Origin of the sequence: Paenibacillus puerhi (assembly GCF_009846885.1) — a bacterium.
Classification (GTDB): domain Bacteria; phylum Bacillota; class Bacilli; order Paenibacillales; family NBRC-103111; genus Paenibacillus_G; species Paenibacillus_G puerhi.
In genome coordinates this window covers 117336-138914 of sequence record NZ_WUWM01000011.1, presented here as the reverse complement: position 1 = coordinate 138914, position 21579 = coordinate 117336, and the positions used below count along the sequence as shown (strand labels likewise).

At 53.7% G+C, this 21579-nt stretch carries 19 protein-coding genes; all 19 read left to right on the top strand.

Features of this window, described 5'->3' with window-relative positions; translation table 11 throughout:
* The first annotated feature begins 10 nt into the window (after positions 1 to 10).
* On the top strand, positions 11 to 1417 hold the full coding sequence (locus tag GSF01_RS12265; protein ID WP_159884456.1) for a DUF342 domain-containing protein: 1407 nt from the start codon (positions 11 to 13) through the stop codon (positions 1415 to 1417).
* Between the two features lie 20 nt (positions 1418 to 1437).
* Positions 1438 to 1767, top strand: a complete 330-nt coding sequence (locus GSF01_RS12260; protein ID WP_159884350.1) for a hypothetical protein — start codon at positions 1438 to 1440, stop codon at positions 1765 to 1767.
* A 29-nt stretch (positions 1768 to 1796) separates the two neighbouring features.
* Positions 1797 to 2441, top strand: coding sequence for a hypothetical protein (locus GSF01_RS12255; protein ID WP_235941422.1), 645 nt, complete (start codon positions 1797 to 1799; stop codon positions 2439 to 2441).
* Positions 2431 to 2940 carry a hypothetical protein gene (locus GSF01_RS12250; protein WP_159884348.1) on the top strand — a complete coding sequence of 170 codons (510 nt, stop codon included), beginning with the start codon at positions 2431 to 2433 and terminating at the stop codon, positions 2938 to 2940. The genes GSF01_RS12255 and GSF01_RS12250 overlap by 11 nt, the downstream gene beginning before the upstream one ends.
* Positions 2941 to 3186: 246 nt before the next feature.
* The gene (rpsB, locus tag GSF01_RS12245; RefSeq protein ID WP_159884346.1) at positions 3187 to 3885 is read left to right on the top strand and encodes a 30S ribosomal protein S2; all 699 of its coding nucleotides are present in this window, start codon (positions 3187 to 3189) and stop codon (positions 3883 to 3885) included.
* Between the two features lie 111 nt (positions 3886 to 3996).
* Complete coding sequence (tsf, locus tag GSF01_RS12240) at positions 3997 to 4647, top strand: translation elongation factor Ts (RefSeq protein ID WP_159884344.1); 651 nt, start codon at positions 3997 to 3999, stop codon at positions 4645 to 4647.
* Positions 4648 to 4740: 93 nt separating this feature from the next.
* Positions 4741 to 5466 (top strand): UMP kinase, encoded by a 726-nt coding sequence (gene pyrH / locus GSF01_RS12235; RefSeq protein WP_159884342.1) that lies wholly within the window; start codon positions 4741 to 4743, stop codon positions 5464 to 5466.
* Between the two features lie 3 nt (positions 5467 to 5469).
* Positions 5470 to 6027, top strand: coding sequence for a ribosome recycling factor (gene frr / locus GSF01_RS12230; RefSeq protein WP_159884339.1), 558 nt, complete (start codon positions 5470 to 5472; stop codon positions 6025 to 6027).
* A gap of 66 nt (positions 6028 to 6093) precedes the next feature.
* Positions 6094 to 6861: an isoprenyl transferase gene (locus GSF01_RS12225; RefSeq protein ID WP_159884337.1), complete on the top strand. Its 768-nt coding sequence runs from the start codon at positions 6094 to 6096 to the stop codon at positions 6859 to 6861.
* A 21-nt stretch (positions 6862 to 6882) separates the two neighbouring features.
* A complete protein-coding gene (locus GSF01_RS12220) occupies positions 6883 to 7671 on the top strand; it encodes a phosphatidate cytidylyltransferase (RefSeq protein ID WP_159884335.1) in 789 nt (262 codons plus the stop codon).
* 23 nt (positions 7672 to 7694) lie between these two features.
* Positions 7695 to 8837 carry a 1-deoxy-D-xylulose-5-phosphate reductoisomerase gene (locus GSF01_RS12215; RefSeq protein ID WP_159884333.1) on the top strand — a complete coding sequence of 381 codons (1143 nt, stop codon included), beginning with the start codon at positions 7695 to 7697 and terminating at the stop codon, positions 8835 to 8837.
* 171 nt (positions 8838 to 9008) lie between these two features.
* Positions 9009 to 10274, top strand: a complete 1266-nt coding sequence (gene rseP, locus GSF01_RS12210; protein WP_159884331.1) for an RIP metalloprotease RseP — start codon at positions 9009 to 9011, stop codon at positions 10272 to 10274.
* Between the two features lie 38 nt (positions 10275 to 10312).
* The gene (gene proS / locus GSF01_RS12205) at positions 10313 to 11770 is read left to right on the top strand and encodes a proline--tRNA ligase (RefSeq protein ID WP_159884329.1); all 1458 of its coding nucleotides are present in this window, start codon (positions 10313 to 10315) and stop codon (positions 11768 to 11770) included.
* A gap of 143 nt (positions 11771 to 11913) precedes the next feature.
* On the top strand, positions 11914 to 16230 hold the full coding sequence (locus GSF01_RS12200; RefSeq protein WP_159884327.1) for a PolC-type DNA polymerase III: 4317 nt from the start codon (positions 11914 to 11916) through the stop codon (positions 16228 to 16230).
* 174 nt (positions 16231 to 16404) lie between these two features.
* Positions 16405 to 16863, top strand: coding sequence for a ribosome maturation factor RimP (gene rimP, locus GSF01_RS12195; RefSeq protein WP_159884325.1), 459 nt, complete (start codon positions 16405 to 16407; stop codon positions 16861 to 16863).
* Positions 16864 to 16917: 54 nt separating this feature from the next.
* A complete protein-coding gene (nusA, locus tag GSF01_RS12190; RefSeq protein ID WP_159884323.1) occupies positions 16918 to 18015 on the top strand; it encodes a transcription termination factor NusA in 1098 nt (365 codons plus the stop codon).
* A gap of 42 nt (positions 18016 to 18057) precedes the next feature.
* On the top strand, positions 18058 to 18375 hold the full coding sequence (gene rnpM / locus GSF01_RS12185) for an RNase P modulator RnpM (RefSeq protein ID WP_159884321.1): 318 nt from the start codon (positions 18058 to 18060) through the stop codon (positions 18373 to 18375).
* Positions 18362 to 18661, top strand: a complete 300-nt coding sequence (locus GSF01_RS12180; RefSeq protein WP_159884319.1) for a YlxQ family RNA-binding protein — start codon at positions 18362 to 18364, stop codon at positions 18659 to 18661. Before rnpM ends, GSF01_RS12180 begins: the two co-directional genes overlap by 14 nt.
* A 23-nt stretch (positions 18662 to 18684) precedes the next feature.
* Positions 18685 to 21570 carry a translation initiation factor IF-2 gene (infB, locus tag GSF01_RS12175; protein WP_159884317.1) on the top strand — a complete coding sequence of 962 codons (2886 nt, stop codon included), beginning with the start codon at positions 18685 to 18687 and terminating at the stop codon, positions 21568 to 21570.
* The last annotated feature ends 9 nt before the right edge of the window (positions 21571 to 21579 follow it).

The following is a 21579-nucleotide window of genomic DNA, read 5'->3' as shown; positions in this document are numbered from 1 at the left end:
GGGGATGATGATGGGCGAGATGACGATGCCGTTAAGCTACTATTTGGATGTTAACTTATCCGATGATAAGCTTGCGGCTTTTCTTCAGTTTACGAACTGTGATGAACGGTTTACAGTTACGCTGGAGCAGCTGCAAGAGTTGTTGAAATCCTATCATATCGTTCATGGTGTGGACGAAGCGCTATTAATCGAGATTGTGAAAGATCCTTCCGTGTTTTTTTATAACAAGACGGTCATAGCAACCGGCCAGGCGCCGCAAAATGGTGCCGACGGTCAAATCCGGCTGCTGTTCGATCTGAACAGCCAAAAAACGCCGCTTGAGATGGAAGACGGAAAGGTTGACTATAAAGAAGTAACAACGATTCATAACGTGCGCAAGGGCCAGCTTATCGCACAGCGCATACCCGCGGGGCAGGGCGTTCCGGGGAAGGCTGTAACCGGCGAGACGATCTTCGCGAAGGATGGGAAGGAAGCCCGTTTTAAGCTGGGCAAGAACGTCGTTACCGACCCGGAGCAGCTCGCGATGTACGCTGCGATAGACGGTATGGTGACGAAAACGGACCGCGATAAAATTAACGTGTTCCCCATATTCGAGGTCAATGGCGACGTGGATTACAATATCGGAAATATTGACTTCGTCGGCTCCGTCGTCGTTCGCGGCAGCGTGCTTCCGGGCTTTCGGATTAAAGCTTCGGGAGATATCCGGATTACGGGCAATGTGGATGGGGCTGACCTGGAGGCAGGAGGCTCGATAGAGATTTCTGCCGGTATCCTCGGTCATAACAAAGCCGTGGTCCGAGCCGGCAACCGGATAAAGTGTTCATTTATTCAGGATGCTACGGTTGAAGCGGGCGAAGAAGTGTTCGCGAACCAGAGCATCATGCACTCTCAGATCCGGGCGGGTAAATATGTAATCTGTAAGGGGACCAAAGGGTTGATCGTCGGAGGACAGATTCAAGCCGGGGAATGTGTGGTCGGACGAACGGTCGGCAACGCCATGTCTACGGTTACCGTCATCGAGGTCGGTGTTCTGCCGGAGCTTCGCAACGAGCTGCAGCAGCTGCGCACCAACCTGAGAGCGTTGAATGAAAATTACGATAAGACGGATAAAGCGCTTGCATTGCTCGACCAGCTTGCAGCCGTGGGGCATCTGACCCCGGATAAGGTTGGAATGCGGATCAAGCTGAACCATACCAAAAAGCAAGTAGCGGAAGAGATGTCCGGCGCCAAGGATCGTATACTCGAAATCGAAAAATCCTTGGAGGATTCCGAGAGGGCTAAGGTGGAAGTCATCGGCAATGTGTTCAGCGGAACGAAGATCGTTATCGGACGGTACACGAAATTCATCAAGGATACGTCGCCACGCGTGAAATTTCAGTTAGTTGACGGCGACATCGCCATGATGCCCATTCATTAGCAGGCCGGGAGGAATGCCGGATGAGTATGAAAGCGGTCGAGATGCAGTTTGCTCTGCACAAAAATGAGGATGCCGGTTTCAAGCAGCAGCAAATGATGAACAAACCGGTTCAGGATCAGGCAGCGCTGTCCCAGGAGTCGGAGAAGCAGCTGCTTGAGCAGCGACGTATCAGCTCGAAGACGGATGAGACGAGCCGCATGGCCGCAGATCGTGACGGGGGATATGGCGGAAAGCAGGATAAGAACCCCTCGGGCGCTAAGAAGCGCGGGCAAGCCGGAACCGACAGCGCGTCGCCGCCTCCCCATGACGGTCATCCTTACAAGGGACATCATATTGATATTTCGCTTTGACATTTTGTTGTGAAATTAGGTGATCGATTTTGAACCAGCCCTGGGTGTACATTGTGTTGTTCGGTCTCCTTCTTATCGTCTATGCGCGCTTGCTGCCGCGGGATGCATCGCCTTCGCCCAGAAGGGAAAGCCCCGAGATGATGAAGGAAGTCGAGAGCGCCATGGATCATTTCGCTGTGGAGCTTGAGGAGCAGAACAAGGCGATCGTCCAGTTATTCACGGATACAAAGAAAGACTACGAGACTCATTCTGCCAAGCTGGCCAGCCGGGTGGAGACGCTGGAGAAGCACAATCTGCAGCTGCAATCCGAGCTGAGCCGGGTTGGCTTTATGACCGAGCAGATTCAGAAGCAGCAAAGCAGCCCGTCCTTGATCGCGCAGGGCGTTCCTGTGGAGCCTATAGGGGCGCCCGTTTCAGAGGTTCCTTCCAAGCAGGTTCCCGCCCCTCAGGCTGCCTCTGGCCCCGTTTCTGAAGAGGGAATCGAGGAGGCGGCCGGCAGGCCGGAAGCCCGGGAGAAGCCCTTGAAGATCAGACAGCGGTATGCAGAGCTCTTTCTATTGTACGATCAAGGTAAGTCCTCGGACGCGATCGCCAAAAAACTGGGCATGAATAAGGGGGAAATCGCCTTGATCCTGCAGCTGGCGAAACAGGAGGAGAACGAAGATGTCGAATAAAAAATCGCTCTTCTACGGCTTGGGCAGCGGTATGATCGCCGGCGCCGTTCTACTCCAGCTGATGAACGCGGCTCCCAGTGCCAGCTCTCTCTCAAGAGACGGGCTTGTGGAGCCTTCGTCCGGCTCGCCCGCAGCGGAGAAGATGACCCGTGAGCAGCTGAGAGAGGCCGCAGCCGTTCATTATCAGGTGTACGGGAAGGACGTCAAGATTTATCTGCAGCCCGAGGTGGACGAGCTGATCGGTCAGCGGATCGCCGAAGAGAGAGAGAAGCTGAAGGCTGTCGAACCCGCGAAGGATGTGTATATCTATGTACAAAGCGGAATGGTGCTTTGGCAGGTGTCGGACATGCTTCTTCAAAGCGGGCTGATCTCTGACAAGAAAGCCTTCGAGGATGAGATGCGCAAGCGGCAGCTGACCGGCAGCATCATTACCGGGGCCCATGAATTTAAAGGTCCGCAAACGATTGAGCAGATCATCACAGGCTTGACAGTCAAATAAGAGCGGCGGCATGTTTTGTTCGTTTATGACGAACGGGCTCGTAAGTTTAGTTGCAACCTAATGAGACTTATGGTATAGTATTCCTCGGTGTAAAAATCCACACGCCGATGAATTCCGATGAGGGTGCTTCCGCGTTGCGGCAGCTGCATGTTATCGTGCGGCTCCGACAATAATCTGGAAGTTTCATCGTGAAGATGATATCGAGCGGAGGTACCAAAACAACTATATTTGAGGAGGTGCGTGAGGATGGCAGTAATCTCCATGAAACAGCTGCTCGAGGCTGGTGTACATTTCGGTCACCAAACCCGTCGCTGGAACCCTAAAATGGATCGTTACATCTTCACCGAAAGAAACGGAATTTATATTATCGACCTGCAAAAAACGGTCAAAAAGGTTGAGGAAGCTTATAACTTCGTCAGATCCGTGGCCGAAGAGAACGGAACGATTCTGTTCGTCGGCACCAAGAAGCAAGCTCAAGACTCCGTGAAGGAAGAAGCGGAGCGCAGCGGACAGTTCTACATCAACCAACGCTGGCTCGGCGGTACGTTGACGAACTTCTCCACAATTCAACAACGGATCAACCGTCTGCATGAACTTGACAAATGGGAAGTCGATGGTACATTCGACGTTCTTCCTAAGAAAGAAGTTATCATTCTCCGCAAGGAAAAGGATCGTCTTGAGAAATTCCTGGGCGGTATCAAGCATATGAAGGGTCTGCCGAGCGCATTGTTCGTCATCGATCCTCGTAAAGAGCGTATTGCCGTAGCAGAAGCTCGCAAGCTCGGTATTCCGATCGTAGGTATCGTTGATACGAACTGCGATCCGGACGAAATCGACTATGTCATTCCTGGTAATGACGATGCGATCCGTGCGGTAAAACTGCTGACAGCCAAAATGGCTGACGCTGTTATCGAAGCTCACCAAGGCGAGCAAACAACAGCTTAATCCACATAATGTGCGAATACGAGAAGGGTGGTTCAAAGGTGCAAAATCCTTTCACCGCCCTTTTTTTAAGGCTAATATTCCAAATAAGGTGAAAATTAAGGAGGCCCAACTATGGCAGTAAATGCGGCAGCAGTAAAAGAGTTGCGTGAAAAAACAGGAGCAGGTATGCTCGACTGCAAAAAAGCGCTTGAAGAAGCAAACGGCGATTTGACAAAAGCTTCCGAGCTTCTGCGTGAAAAAGGGTTGGCCGCTGCGGCTAAAAAATCCGATCGCGTCGCTACCGAAGGCATGATCGAATCCTACATCCATGCCGGCGGCAAGATCGGCGTATTGGTAGAGGTTAACAGTGAAACCGACTTCGTTGCAAAGAACGATCAGTTCAAAACTTTCGTTCGCGACGTAGCCCTTCACATCGCAGCGTCGAGCCCTAAATTCATTCGCCGTGAAGAAGTTCCTCAGGACGCACTGGATAAAGAGCGCGAAATCCTGACTAACCAGGCGCTGAACGAAGGCAAACCGGAGAAAATCGTAGAAAAGATCGTCGAAGGCCGTCTGGCTAAGTACTATGAAGAATACTGTTTGCTTGAGCAGCCGTTCATCAAAGATCCGGATAAAACGGTTGAGCAGGTTCTGAAAGAGAAAATCGCCACTATCGGCGAAAATCTTTCGATCCGCCGCTTCGTTCGTTACGAGCTTGGAGAAGGCCTGGAGAAGAAACAGGAAAACTTCGCTGAAGAAGTTATGAACCAAATGAAGCAGTAAGTTATATAGTCTACAATCATGCAGGGGACACCGACGTGTTCCCTGTTTGTCAAGTAAGGGAAATACGTTTGAACGAAAGGGAGGTATGTGGCTTTGGAACGTCCGATTTTTAAAAGAGTCGTATTGAAATTAAGCGGTGAAGCTTTGGCAGGGCAGCAAGGCTACGGAATTGATTCGGAGATGATCAGCTCCATTGCTCAACAGGTGAAAGAAGTGATCGATCTTCAAGTCGAGGTTGCCATCGTCGTAGGCGGAGGCAACATCTGGAGAGGGATCGCGGGCAGCGCCAAAGGCATAGACCGGGCGACAGCTGATTATATGGGTATGCTAGCTACCGTGATGAATTCCCTTGCCCTCCAAGACGCGCTGGAGACGATCGGCGTTCCGACACGCGTACAATCCTCCATCAATATGCAGCAGGTGGCCGAGCCTTATATCAGGCGCAGAGCTATCCGGCATCTGGAGAAGGGCCGTGTCGTCATTTTTGCGGCTGGCACGGGAAATCCTTACTTCTCCACCGATACGACAGCCGCGCTTCGCGCTGCCGAGATTGAGGCGGAAGTCATTCTGATGGCTAAAAATAAAGTGGATGGCGTTTATTCCGCAGATCCTTTCAAGGATCCAAGCGCGGAAAAGTTCGAAACGCTTACCTATCTCGAGGTGCTGAACAAGAACCTTGGGGTAATGGATTCGACGGCTTCTTCACTGTGTATGGACAACAATATCCCGCTGATCGTCTTTTCGATTACAGAAAGCGGCAATATCAAGCGCGTCGTGCTCGGGGAGAAAATCGGCACCATTGTAAAAGGGAGTGTGTAGCCAATGCCTCAAACCATTAAAAAAAATGCCGAAGAGCGCATGGATAAAGCCATCGCTTCGTTGAAAAAAGAGCTGCTGTCGCTGCGCGCAGGCCGTGCGACGCCGGCGCTGCTGGACCGCGTACAGGTCGAGTACTACGGAGCCATGACGCCGGTCAATCAGCTGGCCAACATCAATACGCCCGATTCCCGGACGCTGATGATACAGCCTTGGGATAAAAGCTCGATGTCGGCTATTGAGAAAGCCATTCTAAAATCGGATCTCGGTCTGAACCCGTCCAATGACGGAAGCAGCATCCGCATCGTTATTCCGGCTTTGACCGAAGAACGGCGCGCGGATCTGGTGAAGATGACCCGCAAATCCGGCGAGGAAGCCAAGGTTGCTATCCGTAATATCCGGCGCGATGCGAATGACGAGATCAAGAAACTGGAGAAAACCGCAGGGATGTCCGAGGATGAATCGCGCGGCCACCAGGAAGACATACAGAAAGCTACCGATAAGTTTATTGCTGAAGTTGACAAGACGCTGCAAGCAAAAGAAAAAGAAATCATGGAAGTGTAATGGGCAAAGACCCCCTTTTTTGAGGGGGCTTTTAGTCTTTTAGTCTTTCCTGATGGAGGATTGGCAATGAAACCATTTGTAAAGTGGTTCGGCGGGAAGACGGATAAGGCGGAAGCGGCCCAAGGGCTGGATTCCGACAATATTCCGAGCCATGTGGCCGTTATAATGGATGGTAACGGCCGATGGGCGCAAAAACGCGGGCTGCCGCGGATAGCAGGGCATCATTCCGGTATGAAAAACGTGAAAAAAATAACGATGGCGGCAAACGACATCGGCGTTCGGGTGCTCACGATGTACGCTTTTTCCACGGAAAACTGGAAAAGGCCGAAGGAAGAGGTCGAATACCTGATGAAGCTTCCGCTGGAGTTTTTTCCTAAAGAGATTGATGAGCTTGTAGCCAACAATGTGCAGATTCGGATGACGGGCTGGTCCCAGGATTTGCCGGATTACACGCTTAAGGCGGTTCAGGACGCGATCGATCGAACGAAAAATAATGATGGACTTATTCTTAACTTTGCTCTGAATTACGGAAGCCGCAAGGAGATGCTAGCTGGCGTACAGCAGCTGGTGAAGGATGCCCAGGCAGGCAAGATACGGCCGGAGGACATCAGCGAGTCCATGTTTTCAAGCTATTTGCTGACCGATCCACTCCCCGATCCGGACTTGTTAATCCGAACCAGCGGTGAGCTTCGCATCAGCAACTTTATGCTTTGGCAGCTAGCTTACTCGGAGCTCTGGTTTACGGATTTGTGCTGGCCGGAATTCAACGAATTACACTTCTATGAAGCTATACAAGAATACCAGCGGCGCGCCCGTCGATATGGCGGCTTATAACCGGCAATTGGAGGAATGGAATTGAAGCAGCGGATCGTTACAGGAATCGTGGCAGGGCTCGCTTTCTTTATCCTGTTATACTTGGGCGGCTACTGGTTTACCGGTCTGATTGTCGCGCTCGCTGTCATCGGATATGATGAATTTTTGCGAATGAATGGACTGAAGAAAAATCGCTTGGTAGAAGCGGTCGGTTATGTTGGGCTGCTGCTGCTGGTTATTCCCTGGCAGTTAGGGGTCATCGGCGCGGCTCAGCTTATTTGGCTGCTTATGTTTGTATTTATGGCCGCCACGGTGATCTCGAAGAACAAAACGACAATCGACCAGGCGGCGATAGCTTTCCTGGGCATGGTCTATATAGGTCTCGGCTTTCACTATATGATCGAAACGCGCTCTATCCCCGAGCATGGTCTATTCTGGACGCTTCTCGTGTTTCTTTGCATTTGGACGACCGATTCCGGCGCTTATTTCACCGGATCGAAGTTCGGCAAAACTCCGCTTTGGCCAACGATCAGCCCGAAGAAGTCGGTCGAGGGGGCTATCGGCGGGATTGTGCTTTCCATCGTAGTTGCGCTTGCTTTCGCCTGGTCAAGGCCCGAGCTGCTTGGCTATGGGCAGGCGGTGTGGATCGGCGTCGTCATCGCGGTAATCGGGCAGATGGGCGACTTGATTCAATCGGCCTACAAGCGTGTGAAAGGCATTAAGGACTCCGGCACGATCCTCCCCGGTCACGGCGGAGTTCTGGATCGGACGGACAGCTGGCTGATCGTGTTTCCGTTCCTGCACGCGCTGACCTTGTTACCGTCTGTTTAATATGTGCTGGAGGTAGAACACGAGTGAAAAAGATCAGTATTCTTGGATCGACGGGCTCCATCGGCACCCAAACCCTGGATGTCATCTCTCACTATCCTGACCTCTATGAGGTTGTGGCTTTGGCAGGCGGCTATAATCTGGAGCTTCTCCGGGAGCAAATGCACCGCTTCCGCCCTTCGATCGTTTCGGCCGCGACCAAGGAGCTGGCTGACCGGCTCCAGGCAGAGGCCCCGGCTGGCACGCGTGTTTATTACGGCGATGAGGGGCTGATGGAAGCCGCTGCGGGCCATGATGCCGAGCTCGTCGTGACGGCAGTGGTCGGCAGTCAGGGGCTGCAGCCTACGCTAGCAGCTATCGAAGCCGGCAAGCATATCGGGCTCGCCAATAAGGAGACGCTCGTCAGTGCCGGTCATCTGGTCACGGAAGCGGCGGCGCGCCGCGGGGTTTCGCTGCTGCCGATCGACAGCGAGCATTCCGCGATCTTTCAATGCCTGAACGGGGAGAATAGGGCTCGTATACATAACATTATCCTCACCGCATCCGGCGGGTCATTCCGCGACCGCAGCCGCGAGGAGCTGGCGAATGTGACGGTGGAGGATGCACTCAAGCATCCCAACTGGTCGATGGGCGCCAAGATTACGATCGATTCGGCCACGATGGTCAATAAGGGGCTGGAAGTGATCGAAGCGCACTGGCTGTTCGGGTTGCCCTACGACCAGATAAACGTGCTGATCCATCCGGAGAGCATCATACACTCGATGGTTGAATTTGTAGACGGCAGCGTCATGGCACAGCTGGGACTGCCGGACATGCGAGTGCCGATCCAGTATGCGCTGACCTATCCCGACAGGATGAGCACGCCGGCAGAGCGATTGAATCTGGCCAGGATCGGGCAGCTGAACTTCCGGGAGATGAGCTTCGAGCGTTATCCGTGCATCGCCTTGGCTTATGAAAGCGGCAGAGCCGGGGGCACGATGCCTACGGTGTACAGCGCGGCCAATGAGGTCGCTGTTGACCGATTTTTAAAGGGAGCCGTGCCGTTTCTGGCGATAGAGGACATCATCGGAAGCGTGATGGCGAAGCATCGCACGGTCGAGTCGCCCGATCTGCGGGCCATCCTGGATAGCGATGCCTGGGCAAGAGCGGAAGCGGAACAGGTTGGTTAAGAACGCATGCTGTCAAGTAGCATGTTTGAGCTGCGGCGCTAATATGTTCATAGCATGGGCTCGGCTTGTGTTCGGTTTATCATTAATGGTAATCTAAGAACACATGGAAAACGCCCTTCCCATGACATGCAAACGATGAACATTAGTGTTTTAAGGAGGCCGTGAGCTAGAGTGGATGTACTTCAAATCATCGTGCTGAATGTACTCTTGTTTTTTGTCCTTGTGACGGTACACGAATGGGGACACTTTTATTTTGCCAAGCGCGTAGGCATTTTGACCCGTGAATTTGCGATAGGCTTCGGCCCTAAGGTACTGTCTTTCGTCAAGGGAGAAACCCGCTACACGCTAAGGCTGCTTCCGATCGGCGGCTTCGTGCGGATGGCCGGCGAAGACCCCGAGATTGTACAGATCAATCAAGGCCAACGGGTAGCCGTGGCGATCAAGCAGGATAAGGTCACGCATATTTACCTGAATGATTTCGACAGCCGCCGCGGAGCGCTTGAGGGCGTCGTTGAAGAAATCGATCTGGAGCGGAAGCTGTTCGTCAAGCTGGATGTGGACGGAGCCGTACAGCGCTATGCCGTTCATCCGCAAGCCATGATGGTGAGCAAGGAGAAGGAAACTCAGATCGCGCCTTGGGACCGGCAGTTCGGGAGCAAGACGGTTGGTCAGCGCGCGATGGCGATATTTGCCGGTCCGCTGATGAACTTTATCCTCGCTTTTCTGCTTTTCGTAACGGTCGTGTTTGTGGCAGGCATGCCTGTGCCGGACCGGGTCCGTATCTCTGACACCGTCGCCGGGGGCGCCGCTCAGCAGGCCAGCCTGAAAGGCGGGGATATTATCGTCGAGGTCAACGGGGAGAAGATAGCGGGCGATATGAAGAAGCTGACCGCTTTGATCCAAAATTCGCAGGGCAAGCCGATGAACTGGGTGATTGAGCGCGACGGCCAGCAGATCGCCAAGCAGGTGAAGCCCGAGCTGAGCGAGGACAAGGTGTACCGCGTAGGCGTATCGCTAGGACCGGATACCCGGCCCGCTTCCTTCGGTGAAGCGATCACGGGAGGCGCGAAGAGCATGGCCTCCGCATCGACGATTATTCTGGATGGCTTCGGCAAGCTGGCGACGCTGCAGGTGAAGATGGATGATCTGGGCGGTCCGATCCGGATCGTCGAGTTCACCAGCGAGCAGGCGAGCGCCGGAGCGGTTCAATATATTTACTGGATGGCCATCATGAGCTTGTATCTGGGCTTGTTCAATCTGCTGCCGGTTCCGGCGCTGGACGGAAGCCGTCTCGTCTTCCTGGCGCTTGAAGCGGTGCGCGGCAAGCCGGTCGATCCGAGCCGGGAAAGCCTGGTGCATTTCGTCGGCTTCGCGATGCTTATGCTGCTCATGATTGCTGTAACGTACAATGATATTTTACGATTGATCAAAGGATAGCGCTCGGCGCTGTCCGTCAGTAGGGGGAGCATCCGGACATGTCGAAGGATAAGCAGGAAAAGCAGTTTGTCAAAGAAATTACACCGCAAAGCGAGGACTTTTCGCGCTGGTATATCGATACGATCAAAAAGGCCGATTTGATGAGCTATTCGCCGGTTCGCGGCTGTATCGTATTCAAGCCCGACGGCTATGAGATCTGGGAAAATATCCAGCGGGAGCTGGATAGCCGTTTCAAGGAGACGGGGCACCGCAATGCGTATTTTCCTCTGTTCATCCCCGAGAGCTTCTTCCAGAAGGAAAAGGAGCATGTCGAAGGCTTCAATCCCGAGCTGCCGTGGGTGACCGAGGCAGGGGGAGAAAAGCTGGAGGAGCGTCTCGCTATCCGTCCGACCTCGGAAACGATGGTGGGTCATATGTATGCGGAGTGGATCAATTCCTACCGCGACCTCCCGCTGCTGATCAATCAATGGGCAAACGTCGTCCGTTGGGAGAAAAAGACGCAGCCTTTCCTCCGCACCAGCGAATTCCTATGGCAGGAAGGCCATACGGCGCATGAGGATGAGGAGGATGCACGCAAGGAAACGATGCAAATGCTGGAAATCTACCGTGACTTTGCTGAGAACTTCCTTGCGATCCCCGTTATTATGGGCCAAAAGACGCCGTCCGAGAAGTTTGCGGGCGCGGTAGATACGTATTCGATCGAAGCCATGATGAAAGACGGCAAGGCGGTGCAGGCAGGTACTTCCCATTACCTCGGGACAAACTTCGCTGTAGCTTTCGATATCAAGTATTTGGACCGGGACAATCAGCACACGTTCTGCCATACGACCTCCTGGGGTGTCAGCACCCGCTTGATCGGCGCATTGATCATGGTTCATGGAGACGATAGAGGGCTTGCATTGCCTCCGAAGGTAGCCCCACTCCAGGTTGTCATGATTCCGATCGGGCCGCCCAAGACAAGAGAGCAAGTCATTGCTTGCGTGGACGGGTTGTACGGCCAGTTGAAGCAAGCTGGCGTTCGGGTGAAGGTGGACGACCGTCAGGATCAAAGCCCCGGCTGGAAGTTCAACGAATACGAGATGCGCGGCGTGCCTGTGCGTGTCGAGCTGGGCCCGCGCGACATGGAAAATGGCCAAGTGGTTCTGGTCTCCCGTATAACGGGGGAGAAGCGCGTCGTCGCTCAAAGCCAAATTGTAGAAGAGGTCCAGAAGCTGTTGACGGAAACCCAACAGGAGATGTATGATCGAGCCAAGAAGTTCCGGGACGAGGCGATGACAAGCGCCGATACGCTGGACGAGTTGAAGGGCTTCCTGCAGCAGAAGCGGGGCTTCTCGTTATCCGGCTGGTGCGGCTCGGCAGCGTGCGAAGCGACGGTGAAGGATGAGACCGGAGCTACAAGCCGGAACATTCCGTTTGCGCCCGAGGTTCAGAAGTCGACGTGCCTGGTCTGCGGAGAGCCGGCTAAGCATACAGTTGTGTTCGGCCGGTCTTATTAAGTAACGAGATAGAAAGGGCAAACGGGATGGTTTTTTAATTCCATTTGCCCTTTTTCAGCTCAAAGGCGAAAAAGTTTGAATCGTTTCGTCGTTATTGCCACATTGTTGTGTGAGAATCATGTAATATTTCGGGGAGGAGCAACATGAGCGGTAGCAGTACGGCATTGAAGCGCGACAGGTTTGAGATGCTGATGCAGCAGGCGAGCGTTCCTTCGGAGGTCGTGAGAACCTTTTTCGCCGACGGCTACATCGACAAGGTGGAGACAAGTCGCAAAAACAAGGAATGGGTTTTCCATATCGTCAAAACTCAGGTCGTTCCTTGCGATATATACCGGACATTCTGCAAGTTGATCCGCGATAAGTTCGCGCATATCGCAACCATCCGGTTCGTCCTGCAGTATACGTCCGATGTCAATCCGGAGAGCGTGGCTCATGAATACTGGGGCATGTTCCTAGAGTGGGTACAGCGCGAAGCGGCCTCGATCAACGGCTGGATGACAAAGGCTAAGATTGAGGTGAACGGCAATGTGCTGACGCTTTGCCTGCTCGATACGATCGGCATGGAGCTGGCGAAGAAGAAAAACATCGGCGAATGGATCCGGCAATATTTTTCCGGCTTCTTCGGTGTCGACTATCATGTGAAGTATGTCGTGAGCGCTTCCCGCGAAGAAGAGCTCGAGAAGTTTAACCGCATTATCGAGCAGGAGCAGAAGGAAGTCACCAGTCAAATCCTGACTGCCGTCGAAGCGGAGGAAGCCGCGCTCGCCGCTGTACCGGAGGGCGAAGTCAGGCTGATGGTCGGCTACGATATCAAGGAACCGGCTGTCTCGATTCAAAATGTGCAGGATGAAGAGAAAAAAGTGACGGTACAGGGCATGGTATTCGGCCTTGATATGAAGGAGCTGCGCAATGGCAGTACCCTATTTACCTTTAACATCACGGATTTCTCCGACTCCATCATGGTGAAAAGCTTCGCCAAGACGAAGGAAGATGTGAAGATCTACAGCCTCATCAAAAACGGCACCTGGCTGAAGCTTCGGGGGCGCGTCGAATATGACCGCTTCATGCAAATTCCCGAGCTCGTGATGATTCCTTCGGATGTCAACGAGATCGTCGCTCCGCCGGACCGCAAGGATGATGCGGAGGAGAAGCGGGTGGAGTTTCACCTGCATACCTCGATGAGCGCGATGGACGGCATCACGCCGGTCGATCAATATATCAAGATGGCTGCCAAGTGGGGGCATAAAGCGATCGCCGTGACCGATCATGGCGGCGTGCAGAGCTTTCCTGAGGCCTACAATGCCGGAAGGAAAAATGGCATCAAGGTCATTTATGGCGTAGAGGCCAATGTAGTCGATGATTCCGTCCAAGTGGCGATGAACGCTACCGATCTAAAGCTTGCCGATGCCGAATACGTGATCTTCGACGTGGAAACAACGGGTCTATCGGTTACGAACAATAAGATTATCGAGCTTGCAGGCGTAAAAATGAAGGAAGGCAAGGAAATTGACCGGTTCGCCACCTTTATTGATCCGCATGAAAGGATTCCTTATAACATCCAGCAGCTGACGAATATTACCGACGATATGGTACGCGGTGCCCCGGATATTTCGGAGAAATTGCCTGAATTTCTTGCCTTTGTCGGCGACGCTGTTCTAGTTGCGCATAATGCGCGCTTTGATATGGGCTTCCTGAATACAAACTGCAAGAGACTCGGCCTGCCGGAGCCAAACAACCCGGTCATCGATACGCTCGAGCTGGCCAGACTGTTATATCCGACGATGAAAAACCACCGGTTGAACACGCTATCCGATAAATTTAAGGTTAGTCTCGATAACCATCACCGGGCGATCGATGACTCCATCGCTCTCGGATTCGTTCTGTTCCATATGCTGAAGGAAGCGGCCGATCACGGATACTTGCAGCTGAATCAATTGAATGATCAGGTCGGCAAAAACCTGAAGACCCAACGCCCGTTTCACTGCTGCATTTATGCGCAAAACATGGTCGGCAAAAAGAACTTATATACTTTAATTTCCTTATCTCATACCGAATATTTCCATCGGGTTCCATGCATTCCGCGAACGAAGCTGATCGAGCTGCGGGAAGGACTGATCATCGCCTCGGGCTGCGAGAAAGGCGAGCTGTTCGAGACGGTGTTGAACAAGTCGCAGGAGGAAGCGGAAGCGGTAGCGGAGTTTTACGATGTGCTGGAGATTCAGCCTACACTCGTCAATATGCATCTGGTCGAGAAGGGCTTGGTCGGAAGTCCGGCACAGCTGGAGGACGCCGCCCGGAAGATTGTACAGATCGGCCGGAAGCTCGGCAAGCCTGTCATTGCTACCGGAAATGTCCATTATCTGCTGCCGCGTGAGAAAATTAACCGGGATATTACGATCCACGGCATCACGGGCTTCAGTCCGCTGAAGGATATCCGCAAGCCGGATGTGCACTTCCGGACAACCAAGGAGATGCTAGCCGAGTTCGAATTTCTCGGCGCCGAGGACGCTTATGAGGTCGTCGTTACCAATACGGCGGCGCTGGCCGACCGGTTCGAGGAGCTGGAGCTGTTCCCGACGAAGCTGTTCACGCCGATCCTTGAGGGCGCGGATGAGGAGATTCGCGAGACCTGCTATAACACCGCGAAGCAAATCTATGGCGAGCCTATTCCGGAGGTTATCGTCGCCCGGCTGGAGAAGGAGCTCGTTCCGATTATCAAGTACGGCTTCTCGGCCAACTATTTGATCTCCGAGCGGCTTGTAAAAAAGTCCAATCAGGACGGATATCTCGTCGGCTCCCGGGGCTCGGTCGGTTCCTCCGTCGTCGCTACGTTCCTTGGCATTTCTGAAGTTAACCCGCTTCCGCCGCATTATATTTGCATGTCCTGCCAGCATAGCGAATGGATTCTCGACGGCTCGATCCCATCCGGCTTCGACCTGCCCGATAAAGATTGTCCGAACTGCGGCAGCAAGCTGAAGGGTGAAGGACAGGATATCCCGTTCGAGACGTTCCTTGGCTTCAAGGGAGACAAGGTTCCCGATATCGACTTGAACTTCTCGGGGGAATACCAGCCGAATGCGCATAACTTCACCAAGGAGATGTTCGGAGAGAAAAACGTATTCCGGGCCGGAACGATCGGTACGGTTGCGGAGAAGACCGCCTTCGGCTTCGTGAAGAAGTACGAGGAAGAGCAAGGGAAAAAGTGGCGCGGCGCTGAGCTGAGCCGACTGGCTCTTGGCTGCACCGGAGTAAAGCGCAGCACTGGTCAGCATCCCGGCGGTATCGTCGTCGTACCCGATTATATCGATGTCAACGACATCACGCCTGTGCAGTTTCCCGCCGATGATACGAGTGCCGAGTGGAAAACGACGCATTTCGATTATCACGCCTTCGATGCGAACCTGCTCAAGCTCGATATTCTCGGGCATGATGATCCGACGATGATGCGGATGCTGCAGGACCTGACGGGAGTCGATCCGACGACGATCCCGATGAACGATCCGAAGGTCATGAGTATGTTCAATTCGGTGGATTCGCTGGGCGTGACGCCTGAGAAAATCCGTACGCCGGTCGCCACTTATGGCGTTCCGGAGATGGGCACGAAGTTTGTCCGTCAGATGCTGGAAGAAGCGAGACCGTCCAGCTTTGCCGACTTGCTCCAAATTTCGGGGCTGTCTCACGGCACGGGAGTGTGGCTGGGCAATGCCCAGGAGCTGATCAAGAAGGGAATCTGTACGATCAAAACTGTGATCGGCTGCCGGGACGACATCATGCTGTACCTCATCTATAAAGCGGGTATGGATGCAGGCCTGGCGTTCAAGATCACGGAGAGCGTGCGGAAGGGCAAGGGCTTGACCGAGGAATGGAAGGAAGACATGAAGAAGCATAAGGTGCCTCAATGGTATATTGATTCCTGCGAGAAAATCGAATATATGTTTCCGAAGGCGCATGCCTCCGCCTATGTTATCTCCGCCGTTCGCACAGCCTACTTCAAGCTGTATCATCCGATTGCTTATTATGCGACCTACTTCTCGGTCCGCGCTACCGACTTCGAGCTGGACCTGCTGTGTCAGGGCTATGACGCGATCGTCCGCAGGCTGGTCGAGATTGAGGAGAAAGGCTTCCAGGCGCTGCCGAAAGAGAAAAATATGATCTCGATCCTCGAGATGGCGATCGAGATGACGGCACGCGGCTTTTCCTTCAAGCCGGTCGATCTGTACAAGTCGGACGCGACGAAGTTTATTATCGAAGGGGATTCGCTGATTCCGCCGTTCTCGGCGGTGGGAGGCATCGGCGAGAACGCGGCCAAAAATATCGCGGCTGCCCGGGATGCCGGTCCCTACTTGTCCGTCGAGGATTTCCAGACGCGGAGCAAGGCCTCGAAGACGGTCATCGAGCTGCTCGGCGGCATGGGCTGCTTCCGCGGTCTGCCGGAGACGAACCAGCTTTCGTTGTTCTAATGGCAGGGGCGGCTGGAACGGCCTCCCCAGTTGCAAGCAGGCCGGTATCTATGGTATAATCTGCTATGGTAACAATGCTATATCTCGAAACCGGAGAGTGGGGAAACCCACTCTTTACATTTTGTATGAGTGTTTTCAGCGACTCGCTCACGATGGAACAGGAGGAAAACGCGTTTGAGCAATCAGATCAAATCGACGGTGGAAGCGTTGGTGCGTCCGTTTCTGGACGAGAACCAATTCGAACTGGTCGACATCGAATATGTAAAAGAAGGCGGAAATTGGTTCCTGCGGGTATACTGCGACAAGGAAGGCGGTATCGACATCGACGACTGCGGACGCATCAGTGAATATCTGAGCGCCAAGCTGGATGACAACGATCCGATTCCCGACGCTTATTTTCTGGAGGTTTCTTCGCCCGGGGCGGAGCGTCCGCTCCGGAAGCCGCAAGATTACATGCGTGCAATCGGCCAGCATGTTTTCATAACGACCTATGAGCCTATCGACGGCTTGAAGGAGTTCGAAGGCACGCTTGTTTTTTATGATGAAGCTGTAGTTGAAGTGGAAGTCGGCAAGAAAAAGCATCGGCTGCCGGCCGAGAAAGTGGCGAGCGCCCGGCTTGCTATCTTGTTTTAATACTGCTGCCCGTGCGCGGGCTTCGCATTTTATGAGAGGGGGAACTCCAACGAAATGAACATGGATTTTATCGAAGCGTTAAACGAAATCGAACGCGAGAAGGGGATCGCCAAGGAGCTGCTGATCGATGCCATCGAAGCAGCCTTGATCTCGGGCTACAAGCGCAATTTTAATACGGCCCAGAACGTACGCGTCGACATCAACCGGCATACCGGACTGATCAAGGTGTACGCTCGCAAGACGGTCGTGGATGAAGTGCTCGATGCCCGGCTCGAGATTTCGTTATTCGCTGCCAGAGAAATGAATCAAAATTATCAATTGAACGACATTGTGGAAATCGAAGTAACTCCGCGTGATTTTGGACGGATTGCCGCGCAAACGGCGAAGCAGGTGGTGACGCAGCGTATCCGCGAGGCGGAACGCGGCTTAATCTACAATGCTTACGTAGATAAAGAGGAAGATATCGTCAACGGTATCGTACAGCGCCAGGATCAACGCAATCTGTATATCGACCTCGGCAAGATCGAAGCGGTTATGCCGCTCACCGAGCTGATGCCGACCGACAAGTTTAAGCAGGGCGACCGGGTAAAAGCCTATATTACGAAGGTCGAGAATACGACCAAAGGGCCGCAAATTATTCTTTCGCGCACGCATCCCGGACTTTTAAAGCGGCTGTTCGAGCTTGAGGTGCCTGAAATTTTTCAAGGCGTCGTTGAGATCCGCTCCGTTGCCAGAGAAGCTGGCTTCCGCTCGAAGATTGCGGTATATTCCCGCAATGCCGAGGTGGATCCGGTCGGCTCTTGCGTAGGGCCGAAGGGCATGCGCGTGCAGACGATTGTCGGCGAGCTGAAGGGTGAGAAGATCGATATCGTGCGCTGGGTGGAAGGCGTCGATGAATATGTCGCCAATGCGCTCAGCCCGTCCAAGGTTATCGAGGTGCAGGTGTTCGAGGCGGAGAAGATGGCTCGCGTGATTGTGCCGGACTACCAGCTATCGCTGGCGATCGGCATCAAGGGACAGAATGCAAGACTGGCCGCGAAGCTGACGGGGTGGAAGATCGATATCAAGAGCGAGACTCAAGCCGAGCAGGAGTTCGGACGTCCTAAAACATACACCGAGGAAATGCATCAGGATTCGGTCAGTATCGATTGAAATAGGACTTCAGAGTCCGATAGCCAAAGGGGGGATTAGCCGATGAAGCCGAGAAAAACACCGCTGCGCAAGTGCGTGGCATGCCAGCAGATGATGCCGAAGCGGGAGCTGATCCGTGTTGTCAAAACCCCGGCTGATGAGCTGCTCATCGATCTGACAGGCAAGAAGGCCGGCCGTGGGGCTTACCTGTGCGGCAAGCAGTCCTGTTTCAAGCTCGCCAAGAAATCCAGGGCGCTCGACCGGGCATTGAAAGCTCAGGTTAGCCCGGATATCTACGATGCTTTGGAGCAGGATTTTATTAAAGTCGAGGACGAGTTTATAGCCGGGAAACAATCGGCGGATGAGGATGACGATGAATAGTCGCTTTTTTTCCAATTTAGGTCTTGCGATGCGCGCCGGTAAAGTGATTTCCGGCGAAGATGCTGTCATCGAGTCGATCCGCAGCGGGGAAGCCAAGCTGGTTATTGTGGCCGAGGATGCTTCCGAAAGCACGCTTAAGAAGATAAACGATAAATGCAGTCATTATCAAGTTCCTATTCATCAATACGGCAGCCGGGAGCAGCTCGGAGGCAGTATCGGAAAAGAAACGCGGGTTGTCATTGCCGTAGCCGATGGGGGATTTGCGCGACTGCTGCTGAAGCCGTAAAAAAAGCTCGGAGGTGGACTGTATTGACAAAACAGGACAACAATAAAGATAAACTCAGAGTTTACGAGTATGCAAAGTCCTTGAATATGAGTAGTAAGGAAATTATTACTATTCTGAAAAGACTGGGACTTCCCGTCAACAACCATATGAGCGTAATGGAGAACGATGCAGTGAATAGCGTAGAGAAGTTTTTTAAAGATATTAAGGCCAATGCGGCAGCAAAACGTGAAGGCGGAGCCGGACAAGATTCCAAGTCTTCAGAAAGAGGTGCAGGTATTACTAATTCATCGAAACAACAAACCGTAGCAGTACAGCCGAAACCGGAGCAGCGTGCGACCGGAAGTCAACAAGTTCAATCCGCGGCGCCGAAAAATAGCGGCGAGCAGCAGGAAGAAAGACAGCAAAGCCCAGGCGTCGAACGTTCGCAAGGCAGCAGCCAAACTCAGGGAGGCGGCCAAAGCCGTCCGAGCGGTCAGGGCGGTCAAGGCGGCGGTTACCGTCAAGGTGGCCAGGGCGGCCAAGGCGGCGGCTATCGCCAAGGCGGTCAAGGAGGCCAAGGCGGCGGGCAAAGTCGTCCGAGCGGCCAAGGCGGTCAAGGCGGCGGCTATCGCCAAGGCGGTCAGGGAGGCCAAGGCGGCGGACAGAGTCGTCCGAGCGGCCAAGGCGGTCAAGGCGGCGGCTATCGCCAAGGCGGCCAGGGCGGCCAAGGCGGCGGGCAGAGTCGTCCGAGCGGTCAGGGCGGTCAAGGCGGCGGCTATCGCCAAGGCGGTCAGGGAGGCCAAGGCGGCGGGCAGAGCCGTCCGAGCGGTCAGGGCGGTCAAGGCGGGTACAACCGCGGAGGCCAAGGCTCATACGGCGGTGGCGGTCAAGGCGCCCGTCCTGCGGGCGGTCAAGGAGCGTCCGGCGGAGCTCAGGGACAGCGTTCGGATAACCGTCGCGGCAACTTTAACAGTCGTCCGGCTGCAGCCGGCTCATCCAGACCGATACCGTCTACCGGAGATAATGATTCGGATAAGCCGGGCAGAAAGCCGGCCAGACCGGGTCAAAAACGATTTGACGATAACCGGTCGGGCGGCAAGGGACCTGGCAATAGGGGCCGCGCTCAAGGCAGAGGCGGCAGATTCAATTCGGAACCGCCTAAACCGAAGATTGACAACACGCCTAAGAAAATTATCGTGCGCGGCACAATGACTGTCGGCGAGTTGGCCAAATCTCTCCACAAGGATGCTTCCGAGGTTATTAAGAAGCTGTTGTTCCTGGGCGTGATGGCAACGATCAATCAGGAGCTGGATCTGGATGCCATTCAGCTTCTCGCATCGGACTACGGGGTCGAGATCGAGCTGAAGATCCCGGTTGAGGAAGACAAGTTCGAGAACTTCGAAGAGAAGGATGAAGACGAGGATCTGATGGAGCGGCCACCGGTCGTTACGATCATGGGTCACGTCGACCATGGTAAGACAACTCTGCTTGACGCTATCCGCAAAACGAATGTCAGCGAAGGCGAAGCCGGCGGGATTACCCAGCATATCGGGGCCTATCAGGTCGAAGCGAACGGCAAGAAGATCACGTTCCTCGATACCCCGGGTCACGAGGCGTTCACATCGATGCGTGCCCGCGGCGCGCAGGTTACCGACATTACGATCATCGTAGTTGCTGCGGACGACGGCGTCATGCCGCAAACAGTCGAGGCCATCGCCCATGCGAAAGCAGCGAAGGTGCCTATTATTGTAGCAGTTAACAAAATAGATAAGCCGGAAGCCAATCCGGATCATATCAAGCAAGAACTGACCGCTTACGAGCTGGTGCCGGAAGAGTGGGGCGGCGATACGATTTTCTGCAATATTTCGGCTAAGCAGCGCATCGGGCTCGATAACCTGCTCGATATGGTTCTTCTCGTGTCCGAAGTGCAGGAGTACAAAGCCAATCCAAACAAACGGGCCAGAGGTACGGTCATTGAAGCCGAGCTGGATAAAGGAAAAGGCCCTGTAGCTCGCGTTCTGATTCAGCATGGTACCTTGAAGGTCGGCGACAGCTTCGTAGCGGGCGTTCATTTCGGCCGGGTTCGTGCGATGGTCAACGACAGAGGCAAGAAGCTCAAAGAGGCGGGTCCTTCCACACCGGTTGAAATTACCGGGATGACGGAGGTTCCTCAAGCCGGCGATCCGTTCCTTGTGTTTGAAGATGAGCGCAAGGCCAGAGCAATCGCCGAGAAGCGTACGGTTACGCTGCGCCAATCGGAGATGGGAGCAAACTCCCGCGTCACGCTGGACGATCTGTACAAACAGATCAAAGAAGGCGAGATCAAGGATCTCAACGTGATCATCAAAGCAGACGTTCAAGGCTCAGCTGAAGCGCTGAAAAGCTCCCTCGAGAAAATCGATGTGGAAGGCGCGCGAGTCAAAATTTTGCTCAGCGGCGTAGGCGCCGTAACAGAGTCCGATGTTATTCTGGCTTCCGCTTCCAACGCGATCGTAATCGGCTTTAACGTACGTCCCGAGCCGCAAGCCAAAAATACCGCGGATCAGGAAAAAGTCGATATTCGTCTGCACAGCATTATTTATAAGGTAATGGAAGAGATTGAAGCGGCTATGAAAGGCTTGCTTGATCCAACCTATAAAGAAGTGGTCATCGGTCAAGCCGAGGTCCGCAACATCTTTAAAGTATCCAAGGTCGGTACGATTGCAGGCTGCATGGTAACCACCGGTAAAATCAACCGGAATGCAGAGCTTCGCGTAATCCGCAGCGGTATCGTTGTGTTCTCCGGCAAGGTAGACTCGCTCAAGCGGTTTAAGGATGATGTGAAGGAAGTATCCCAAGGCTACGAGTGCGGTATATCGGTTGAGAAATTCAACGATATTAGAGAAGGGGACGTCATTGAAGCCTTCGTCATGGAGACTGTAGAGAGATAAGAGGTGATT

Coding starts and splice junctions, on each gene's coding strand:
- rpsB (WP_159884346.1), top strand. CDS start 3,187: ATGGCAGTAATCTCCATGAAACAGCTGCTCGAGGCTGGTGTACATTTC.
- tsf (WP_159884344.1), top strand. CDS start 3,997: ATGGCAGTAAATGCGGCAGCAGTAAAAGAGTTGCGTGAAAAAACAGGA.
- GSF01_RS12265 (WP_159884456.1), top strand. CDS start 11: ATGGGCGAGATGACGATGCCGTTAAGCTACTATTTGGATGTTAACTTA.
- rnpM (WP_159884321.1), top strand. CDS start 18,058: ATGAAGCCGAGAAAAACACCGCTGCGCAAGTGCGTGGCATGCCAGCAG.
- GSF01_RS12200 (WP_159884327.1), top strand. CDS start 11,914: ATGAGCGGTAGCAGTACGGCATTGAAGCGCGACAGGTTTGAGATGCTG.
- GSF01_RS12250 (WP_159884348.1), top strand. CDS start 2,431: ATGTCGAATAAAAAATCGCTCTTCTACGGCTTGGGCAGCGGTATGATC.
- proS (WP_159884329.1), top strand. CDS start 10,313: ATGTCGAAGGATAAGCAGGAAAAGCAGTTTGTCAAAGAAATTACACCG.
- GSF01_RS12225 (WP_159884337.1), top strand. CDS start 6,094: ATGAAACCATTTGTAAAGTGGTTCGGCGGGAAGACGGATAAGGCGGAA.
- GSF01_RS12260 (WP_159884350.1), top strand. CDS start 1,438: ATGAGTATGAAAGCGGTCGAGATGCAGTTTGCTCTGCACAAAAATGAG.
- frr (WP_159884339.1), top strand. CDS start 5,470: ATGCCTCAAACCATTAAAAAAAATGCCGAAGAGCGCATGGATAAAGCC.
- nusA (WP_159884323.1), top strand. CDS start 16,918: ATGAACATGGATTTTATCGAAGCGTTAAACGAAATCGAACGCGAGAAG.
- GSF01_RS12180 (WP_159884319.1), top strand. CDS start 18,362: ATGACGATGAATAGTCGCTTTTTTTCCAATTTAGGTCTTGCGATGCGC.